The 8,135-nt window shown below is 55.3% G+C and carries 8 protein-coding genes; all 8 read left to right on the forward strand.

The features are described from left to right. Positions 1-196: 196 nt before the first annotated feature. Genes MHN01_RS02060 through MHN01_RS02095 form a run of 8 tightly spaced genes read left to right on the forward strand, consistent with a single transcriptional unit; the run spans position 197 to position 8,095 of the window. Positions 197-1,120 (forward strand): OmpA family protein, encoded by a 924-nt coding sequence (locus MHN01_RS02060; RefSeq protein ID WP_239409817.1) that lies wholly within the window; start codon positions 197-199, stop codon positions 1,118-1,120. Then, positions 1,117-2,550: a sigma-54 dependent transcriptional regulator gene (locus MHN01_RS02065; protein WP_239409818.1), complete on the forward strand. Its 1,434-nt coding sequence runs from the start codon at positions 1,117-1,119 to the stop codon at positions 2,548-2,550. The genes MHN01_RS02060 and MHN01_RS02065 overlap by 4 nt, the downstream gene beginning before the upstream one ends. 23 nt (positions 2,551-2,573) lie before the next feature. Next, a complete protein-coding gene (fliE, locus tag MHN01_RS02070) occupies positions 2,574-2,918 on the forward strand; it encodes a flagellar hook-basal body complex protein FliE (protein ID WP_239409819.1) in 345 nt (114 codons plus the stop codon). A 13-nt stretch (positions 2,919-2,931) separates the two neighbouring features. After that, positions 2,932-4,629 (forward strand): flagellar basal-body MS-ring/collar protein FliF, encoded by a 1,698-nt coding sequence (fliF, locus tag MHN01_RS02075; protein ID WP_239409820.1) that lies wholly within the window; start codon positions 2,932-2,934, stop codon positions 4,627-4,629. After that, positions 4,619-5,623 (forward strand): flagellar motor switch protein FliG, encoded by a 1,005-nt coding sequence (gene fliG, locus MHN01_RS02080; protein WP_239409821.1) that lies wholly within the window; start codon positions 4,619-4,621, stop codon positions 5,621-5,623. Before fliF ends, fliG begins: the two co-directional genes overlap by 11 nt. A 2-nt stretch (positions 5,624-5,625) precedes the next feature. Next, positions 5,626-6,327 carry a flagellar assembly protein FliH gene (fliH, locus tag MHN01_RS02085; protein WP_160656248.1) on the forward strand — a complete coding sequence of 234 codons (702 nt, stop codon included), beginning with the start codon at positions 5,626-5,628 and terminating at the stop codon, positions 6,325-6,327. Beyond that, positions 6,320-7,660, forward strand: a complete 1,341-nt coding sequence (gene fliI / locus MHN01_RS02090; protein ID WP_239409822.1) for a flagellar protein export ATPase FliI — start codon at positions 6,320-6,322, stop codon at positions 7,658-7,660. The genes fliH and fliI overlap by 8 nt, the downstream gene beginning before the upstream one ends. A gap of 3 nt (positions 7,661-7,663) precedes the next feature. After that, complete coding sequence (locus MHN01_RS02095) at positions 7,664-8,095, forward strand: flagellar export protein FliJ (protein ID WP_239409823.1); 432 nt, start codon at positions 7,664-7,666, stop codon at positions 8,093-8,095. Positions 8,096-8,135: the final 40 nt, after the last annotated feature.

Consider the following 8,135-nt stretch of genomic DNA (forward strand, 5'->3'; position numbering starts at 1 on the left):
TTTTGATTCTGTGTTTTTGTCAGAATCTAGGTGTTTTGATTGCGCTTCTTTGCCTTCACATTATTTCATACGCTCTATTTACCAGTAGGTGGCATTTTTCTGCCTGGTGGTGGAAGTGGTTAAATGCTTGATTGTTTAAAAGATTAAGCTTTTAACGAGACGAAAATTCTTTTTGAGCGGGGAGGTTTTCGCCTGTGTGTATGGTTATGCATTTACCGTAGCTATGTTATTTCTAGGCTCTTTGATGGTTAGACAAAGCAGTTTTATTCTATTGTTACTATTGGCTTCTTTCTCGGTTTATAGCGAGGAAAATGTAAAAGTATCTGCATTGGACAATAGTCGATGGGCTTTCTCCGGTGATAATACTTTGTGCTCAATTGAGCATGAAATAAAAGGCTTTGGAATAGCTAAGTTAATAGCTGAAGCTGGAGAAGAATTACGCCTTGAGCTTAAGTCTAATGAGATAACAAACCTAACAGTACTGCACTCTGTGTATGAGATCTCTCCGGTCTGGGAATCAAACAATGCCAAGTTTATTGACTCTCTTGGAGATGCTAATAACTCTAATGCCACAGGTGAAATTATTGTTAATAAAGCCGATGCGATTTTTGAACACCTGAAAAGTGGCTCTTGGATAAAAGTGATTATTAATAGTGGTCGTCAATTAAATGACGAGATTATTTTGTCCAATATTAATTTTGAGGTTCCTGCCGAAGAGTTTGTGGCCTGTCGCAACAGCTTAATTCCCGTCAACTATCAGCAGATAAGGAATAATGTCTTCTATTTCGATTTTGGCTCATCGGATGTGTCAAAAAACAGTCATCGGACACTGAAGGGGATCGCTGAGTTTGTCAGTGCGACGCAGTCGATTAGCAAGATTCTGGTTGATGGCTACTCAGATAGCCAGGGCCGTACAGGCGTGAAGTTGCGCATGTCCAGAGAGCGTGCAGAAGAGGTCGCTTCTCTGCTCATTGAGTATGGTATCCCTCGCTCTATGCTTCAAATCCGCTCCCACGGTGACCGTTATCCTGTCGAGGATAACGCTGAGGTGGCAGGGCGGCAAAAGAATCGCCGGGTAAGCGTCCGTTTAATTAAGAAATCAGTGGTAGGCCGATCATGAAAAAGAACTGGCAAGTTTTGATGTTTCACCCTTACCACCCTGTCCAGGAACAGGTACTGGTAGAGGGAGAAGCTGTTGGGTATCAGTTAACTCAGACCTCCAGCATGGCTGACTGCCTGCACCTATTGTCGCTACAGCAATGGGACCTGCTGCTGCTACCGACCTGCCTGGTGGACGGCACCGAGGCGGCCGACCTGATGAAGCTGGTTCAGCCGCGATACCAGGGGGCTATCGTGGTGCTCTCGGAGCTGCAGCATGCCGCGCAGGTCACACGTGCCCTGCAGCAGGGCGCGACAGATTACTTGCTGATCCCGTTTGGACACATGCATCTTGGGCAGCTTGTACAACGCCTGGTTCAGCCACAGCAGAAGAAGCTACCGATTGTGGCCGAGTCACGCCAGAGCAAGCAGATGTTCCAATTGGCCCAGCGGGTGGCGCAGACAGATGCCTCTGTGCTGATCAACGGCGAGAGTGGGACCGGGAAAGAGGTGCTGGCGCGTTTTATCCATGAATCATCTCCCCGTTCGGCTGGTCCGTTTGTGGCAATCAACTGCGCCGCGATCCCGGAGACTATGATCGAATCCATTATGTTTGGTCATACCAAGGGGGCGTTTACCGGTGCGACGTCAGCCCAGCCCGGCAAGCTGGAGGTGGCCAATGGCGGTACCCTGCTGCTTGATGAAATCGGCGAGCTGCCGCTGACGCTGCAGACCAAGCTGCTGCGGGTGTTGCAGGAGCGCGAAGTGGAACGCCTGGGCAGCCACCAGAAGGTTAAGCTCGATATCCGGGTACTGGCAGCCACCAATCGTGATCTTGAACAAGCTGTTGCCGAGGGACGTTTCCGGGCCGATCTCTACTATCGGCTGAATGTGTTTCCTTTGCACTGCGCCACGCTGAAAGAGCGCAAGGATGACATCGTACCGCTGGCTAGCTATCTGATGATGCGCTATATGCCGAATGCCCAGACGACCATTGAATTTACCCCTGAAGCCCAGGATGCCCTGCGCCACTATGATTGGCCGGGCAATGTCCGCGAGCTTGAGAACGTGATTCAGCGGGCGCTGGTGATGAGCCGGGGCTGCCTGATCCGGGCTGAAGACCTAATGCTGCCTACTCAGCTGGCAAACAAAGAGGCGGAGTTATCGCCTTCGCCAGATACTTGTTCAGCCTTGGTCAGCCCGCGCAAGCCAAGTGTGAGGCCGTCGAAGCCGAGCTTGCAGAAAAGCCGCAAGCTGGCCGAGTTCGACACCATTATCGAAACGCTGCGTCGCTTTAACGGCCACCGGAGCAAAACGGCCGAAGAGCTGGGAGTCTCGACCCGTGCCCTGCGGTACAAGATTCAGACGATGCGCGAGCAGGGACTGGATATCGACCAGATCCTAACCGGGCAAAATTCAGATTTTACTGTAGCCAATACTAACTATTCCTAACCGACTCTACACGAGAGCCTGACATGCAAGACAAACTAATGAGCATGGAATTGCCATTGAGCCAGATGAGTGAGGTTCGAGCACAGATGAATGTGCTGGAGACGACTCAGATTGCACCTAACCCATTAACGGCTAACCAAGTGAACTCGGTTAGTTTTACCGAAGTGATCTCCCAAACCCTCAACAATGTTGATCAGCAAGGCAAAGAGGCCTCGGCGCTGATGACGGCAGTGGATACCGGCAAGAGTGACGATTTGGTCGGGGCGATGGTGGCAAGCCAGAAGGCTAGCCTGTCGTTCGCCGCTTTGGTGCAAGTGCGTAACAAGCTCCTGACCGCCTATGACGATGTCATGAAGATGCCTGTGTGATGGGAAAAACTAAGTGAGTGAATTAATTAAACAGAGGCTGGCCAATATGGCCAGCCCTTCTAGTATGGGACGTGTTTTATCCGGTGCCCGTCTTGTCGCATTGCTTGGGGTGATTGCCGCATTGGTTACCGTGGTGGTGGTGATTGGCCTCTGGCAGGGAGGCAGTCAGTACCGTCCGCTATATGGCGAGAACGAACAGTTCGATCGCACGCAGGTGCTGTCGGTGCTTGAGCAGAGCGGGATGGACTTTTATATCGAGCCCCAGCAAGGCAATGTCATGGTGGAGCGCAATAGCCTGGGCAAGGCCCGCCTGGCCCTGGCGTCGGCGGGTGTCGAGGCGCAGCTGCCGACCGGGCTTGAGATCCTGTCGCAGGATTCCAGCCTGGGTACCAGCCAGTTTATCGAGAATGCCCGCTACAGGCACGGCCTGGAAGGGGAGCTGGCCCGCAGTATCATGACGCTGGAAGCCGTTAGCAACGTGCGGGTGCATTTGGCCATTCCAAAGCAAACCTTGTTTGTCCGCCGTGAGAAGGAGCAGTCATCGGCCTCTGTTGTGTTGTCACTGCGTCCCGGTCAGAACCTGGGCTCCGAGCAGGTGACGGCGATTGTCAATCTGGTGGCAGGCAGTGTACCGGATCTGACCGCAGAGCGCGTCAATGTGATTGACCAGCAAGGCAACCTGCTGTCGGCAGCGATCGGCGATCGTGATCAGCACGGCAGAAGCAGCAGCCGCTACCTGGAGTATGTCCAGCAGCTCGAGCGCAGCCACATTGAACGTGCCTCGCGCATGCTTCGTCCGTTGGTCGGAATGAATAACTTCCAGGTCGAGGTCGCTGCAGACATCAACTTCGACCGTACCGAGGCGACCGAAGAAAGCTATTCGCCTGAGGGAACGGTACGAAATGAATTCAGTACCTATGACCGACGCCTGTCCAAGCCGGCCGAAGGGGTGCCCGGCGCCCTGAGCAACCGCCCGCCGGAAGAAGGCGAGGAAGAGGGAGATAACAAAGGGGGCAATGAGCGTAGCGAGTCTTCGCGCGATTACGCACTGGACCGCACCCTGAAGCATACCCTTTACCAGCAGGGACAGCTCAAGCGCCTGAGTGTTTCTGTGCTGCTTAACGGCCAGCCGGATACCTTCAGTGCCCAGCAGTTGGCCGACATCAAACAGATGCTGGCAGATTCCATCGGGATCGACGAGGCGCGCGGTGACAAATTTACCGTTCTTGTTTATCCGTTTACCCAGGCTGAAGCTAATTTGCTGGGTGACGAACCGGCCTGGTGGACTCAACTGGTGTGGCTGGACTACCTCCGCTATATCTTGTCGGCAGTGGTTGCCCTGGTGATCCTGCTGGTGGTGGTTCGACCTGCGATCCGCCAGCTGGCCGGCGGGACGAAATCCACCGATGTCATGGTGCCGGAGCAGGTACTTTCATCAGCCAATGAAGCCACGGTGACAACTGCACCGGCAGTTCCAGTCGAGGCCCTTGGCAATGAATCTGAAGCTGCTTCACCAGCCGTGCAGGTATCGACTGACAATGCGGGTGCCGGACTGAGCTCTGTAGTGGCAAGTAGCGATTTACCTGAGCTGCCGAGCCCTGAAACCGGGCTGGAAGCACAGTCATCCTATTTGCAGATGCTCTCCGAGAAAGAGCCCGAGCGCGTTGCGCATGTCGTTAAACAATGGATCACACCGAAAGATGACAACTGAGAATAACCCTGGCATTGAACAAGCCGCGATTCTGCTGCTGAGTATGGGTGAAGAAGCGGCAGCGAACGTATTGAAACAGCTTGACCGTGAGCAGGTTCGCCAGCTCTCGATTGCGATGGCCGGGATACCGGCGGTCAAAAAGGATCAGGCGGAAAAAGTCTTTCAGCGCTTTTTTAATGACTTCAAGAGCGAGTCGGGGATCTCCGGGGCTTCGCGTAGCTATCTGGAGCGTACCCTGAACAAGGCGCTGGGTCTGTCTCTGTCGCAGCCGTTACTGGATTCGATTTACGGCGACTCGCTCAAGCGTAACCTGCAGCGCCTGCAGTGGCTGGAACCGGCTAAGTTAGCCGAGCTGATTTCCGGCGAGCACCCGCAGATGCAGGCGGTATTCCTGGCCTATTTGGAACCCGAGGTGGCTACCCAGCTATTGGCGCGCCTGCCGGCCGAAGGGTTGGATGATCTGCTGTACCGTCTGGCCAACCTGACTGAAATTCACCCAGATATGATTGATGAGGTGCATGTTCTGTTGGAGAAGTTCCTGGCTCAGGTCGGCCAGCAGAACAGTACTTTGGTGGACGGTACCGAGAAAGCCAGCGAAATCATTAACCGTCTGAAGGGCGAGCAGAGCCAGAAGGTGATGACAGGTTTGAAGGCCTTGGATCCGGCTCTGGTCGCGACACTGGAAAGCAAGATGTACAACTTCGATATTCTGGTACGCCAGAGTGAAGATACCCTGGAGCGTCTGGTGGAGGAAGTCGATCAGGAGCTGCTGGCGACTGCTCTGAAAGGCAGCGAACAGGTGCTGCTGGACAAGATTTTCGCAACCATGCCGAAGCGTGCTGCCCAGTACCTTCGCGAGGCAATGGAAGGCAAGGGTCGCGTTCGTCTAAGTGCCGTGGAAGAAGCACGCGAGCAGTTGATCACAACCCTGCGCCAGTTGGCCGATGAGGGTGAAATCGAGCTGCAGCTCTTTAGTGAACCGGTAGTGGAGTGATAATGAAGAAGCAGGCAGTAACCGTTCTTCACCCCCAGCCAGGGCAGTATCGGAACTATCATTTTCCGCCGCTGGTCCAGCCGGAAGAGGATTTGTTCGGTGACGAACCGACGGGCTCGTACCAGGACGAATTTAACAACGGGTTTCAGGACGGCCAGCAAAAGGGCCACGAACAGGGTTACCAGGAAGGACTGGCCCAGGGCCAGCAGTTCGGCCAGCAGCAAGGGCTTGAGCAAGGCCGTCAGCAGGGGATCCGCGAAGGTGTTGCCCAGGTGCAGCAGCAGATGGGCGGTACCGTGGCCTCGGTTGATCACCTGATGCAACAGATCCAGCAGGTTTTTCACCAGCATGTGCGCCAGCAGAGTGAGATGATCTGTGACTTGGTCCAGAAGGTTGCCCGGCAGGTGATCCGTGCCGAGCTGACGCTCAAGCCGAGCCAGATGGTGAACCTGATTGAGGAGACCCTGGCGCAGATGCCCGAGCAGAAACCGGAGCTGGTCACCTACCTCAACCCGCAGGACTGCCAGCGCTTACTGGAACTGGTGCCTGAGCAGGTCAGTGGCTGGAACCTCAAGCCGGATGACTCGCTGGCTATTGGTAGCTGCCGAATTGTAACCAGTGATTCGGAATCGTTCGCCGATAGCGAAGAGCGCCTTGAGGCCTGCATGGAATCAATTCGGGATAGTTTACTGACCGATGCGTGATTTATTCCAGGAACTGAATGCGCGTTTATCCTCGGCGGTCGAGCAGGTTCCTGACGTCCCGGTGGCCCGTACCTACGGGCGACTGACCCGCATGGCCGGGCTGACGCTGGAAGCGGTAGGCTGCCGCCTGAGTACCGGCCAGCGCTGTATGATTGAAACCGATCTCGGCACCCTGGTCGAGGCCGAGGTAGTCGGTTTTGACCGCAACGCATCGGTACTGATGCCGATCCGCCATACGACCGGACTGCGTCCGGGCAGCCGGGTCCTGCCGCTGCAGGGCGACAGCAAGATCAATGTTGGCTATAGCATGCTGGGTCGGGTACTTAACGGGCTCGGCGAGCCGTTGGATAGCCGCGGCGCTATTACGGCAGAGCAGCGAATTAATCTTCACGGCGACACCATCAACCCGTTGCAGCGCCTGCCGATTTCGACCCAGCTGGATGTTGGCGTTAGGGTGATTAACGGCATGCTGAGTGTGGGCAAAGGGCAGCGAATGGGCCTGTTTGCCGGCAGTGGTGTCGGTAAGAGTGTGCTGCTTGGGATGATGACCCGCAATACCACCGCGGAAATTACCGTGGTGGGGCTGATTGGCGAGCGTGGCCGTGAGGTGCGTGAGTTTATCGAACACTCGTTGGGGCCCGAGGGCATGAAGAATGCGGTGGTGATCGCCTCGCCGGCGGATGATCCGCCGCTGATGCGTCTGCGGGCCTCAGTACTCTGCCACCGTATCGCGGAGTTCTTTCGAGATCAGGGCCATGATGTCCTGTTATTGATGGACTCACTGACCCGTTATGCCCAGGCGCAGCGTGAGATCGCGCTTGCCGTGGGTGAGCCACCGGCGACCAAGGGTTATCCGCCGTCGGTATTTAGCCTGCTGCCGCAGCTGGTAGAGCGTGCCGGTAACGGCGCGACGGAGCACGGGTCGATCACGGCCTTCTACACCGTGCTGTCGGAAGGGGATGATCAGCAGGATCCGATTGCCGATGCCGCGCGTGCCATTCTCGATGGCCATATTGTCCTTAACCGAGAACTGGCCGAGCAGGGACATTACCCGGCGATTGATATCGAGCAGTCAATCAGCCGTGCCATGCCTCAGGTTGTGGCGCCGGAGCAGCTGAAAAAAGCCCAGCAGGTGAAGCAGCTCTATGCCCGTTATCGTCAGGTACAGGATCTGATCTCCCTTGGCGGCTATCAGCCGGGACAAGACCAGAACCTGGACATGGCCGTGCATTATTACCCGGAAATCTGTGGTTTTCTTCAGCAGGGGATGCAGGAGCAGGTACCGCTTGCCGACAGTCAGCAGCAGTTGATGCAGTTGGTGGGAGGGCAGTAAACCGTGCACAAGCGAGTGAAGGTAGTCCAGGGCTGGCGGGATCAGCAGCAGCAGAAATTTGATGAGCTGCAGCAGCAGTATGCTGAGCTTAACCAGCAGGCACAGGCTCACCAGCAGCGACTGGAGTTACTGGAGAGTTTGTCCGGACAGTATGCAGTGGCCAGCGGTAGCGAGGCCTCGGCTCTGATGCTCAAGGGGATTGGTCGTTTTCGTCATCAGTTGGATAATTTAACTAACCTGCAGCGTCAGGAGCTAGCGCTGTCGCAGGTGGAGCTGCGCAGTATGAATAGCCGTTTGGTCGAGCAGCACTGTCAGGTCAAGATGGGCGATAAGATCATTGATAAACGGCTGGCTCAGATCCAGCGCAAGCAGGAGCGGCAGGAGCAGAAAGTCATGGACGAGCTGTCGATGAACCGTTTTTTCCACCGTCGCTAGTCAATACTCTCAGCTGCCGAAGAATCAGCAGCCGGGGCTG

It is taken from the genome of Photobacterium sp. OFAV2-7 (assembly GCF_022347985.1).
Taxonomy (GTDB): domain Bacteria; phylum Pseudomonadota; class Gammaproteobacteria; order Enterobacterales; family Vibrionaceae; genus Photobacterium.

Coding starts and splice junctions, on each gene's coding strand:
- MHN01_RS02065 (WP_239409818.1), top strand. CDS start 1,117: ATGAAAAAGAACTGGCAAGTTTTGATGTTTCACCCTTACCACCCTGTC.
- fliE (WP_239409819.1), top strand. CDS start 2,574: ATGCAAGACAAACTAATGAGCATGGAATTGCCATTGAGCCAGATGAGT.
- fliG (WP_239409821.1), top strand. CDS start 4,619: ATGACAACTGAGAATAACCCTGGCATTGAACAAGCCGCGATTCTGCTG.
- fliH (WP_160656248.1), top strand. CDS start 5,626: ATGAAGAAGCAGGCAGTAACCGTTCTTCACCCCCAGCCAGGGCAGTAT.
- fliI (WP_239409822.1), top strand. CDS start 6,320: ATGCGTGATTTATTCCAGGAACTGAATGCGCGTTTATCCTCGGCGGTC.